Origin of the sequence: Actinoplanes cyaneus (assembly GCF_016862095.1) — a bacterium.
Lineage (GTDB): Bacteria > Actinomycetota > Actinomycetes > Mycobacteriales > Micromonosporaceae > Actinoplanes > Actinoplanes cyaneus.
This window is the reverse complement of record NZ_BOMH01000172.1, coordinates 1-764: the sequence shown is the minus strand read 5'-3', so window position 1 is coordinate 764 and position 764 is coordinate 1. Positions and strand designations below refer to the sequence as shown.

General features: G+C 62.8%; 1 protein-coding gene. It reads right to left on the bottom strand.

Going from position 1 to position 764, the window contains the following annotated elements:
• Positions 1 to 764 (bottom strand): AAA family ATPase (locus tag Acy02nite_RS46215; RefSeq protein ID WP_203756846.1); only part of this gene is annotated, 764 nt, incomplete at both ends.

The following is a 764-nucleotide window of genomic DNA, read 5'->3' as shown; positions in this document are numbered from 1 at the left end:
CAGGTACTTCTTGGCGTTGTCGGTCAGCTCCAGACCCATGTCCTTGTTCTTGAGCTGGCCCTCGATCCGGCTGACGAAGATGTCCACGATCTGCAGGATCTCGTCCTCCCGCAGCTGGTGGAAGACGATCGTGTCGTCGATGCGGTTCAGGAACTCCGGCCGGAAGTGCTGCTTCAGCTCGTCGTTGACCTTGACCTTCATCCGGTCGTAGTTGCTCTCGGTGTCCTCCGAGGCCTGGAAGCCCAGCGACACCGCCTTCGCCACATCCCGCGTGCCCAGGTTCGTGGTCAGGATGATGACCGTGTTCTTGAAGTCCACGATCCGGCCCTGACCATCGGTGAGCCGGCCGTCCTCCAGAATCTGCAGCAACGTGTTGAAGACATCCGGGTGCGCCTTCTCGATCTCGTCGAACAGCACCACGCTGAACGGCTTACGACGCACCTTCTCGGTCAGCTGCCCACCCTCGTCGTAACCGACGTAACCGGGAGGGGCACCGACCAGCCGCGACACCGTGTACCGGTCGTGGAACTCCGACATGTCCAGCTGGATCAACGCATCCTCGGAGCCGAACAGGAACTCCGCCAGAGCCTTCGACAACTCGGTCTTACCGACACCGGACGGACCGGCGAAGATGAACGAGCCCGACGGCCGCTTCGGGTCCTTCAACCCCGCCCGGGTACGCCGGATCGCCTTGGAGACCGCCTTGACCGCATCCTCCTGGCCGATGACGCGCTTGTGCAGCTCGTCCTCCATGCGCAGCAGGC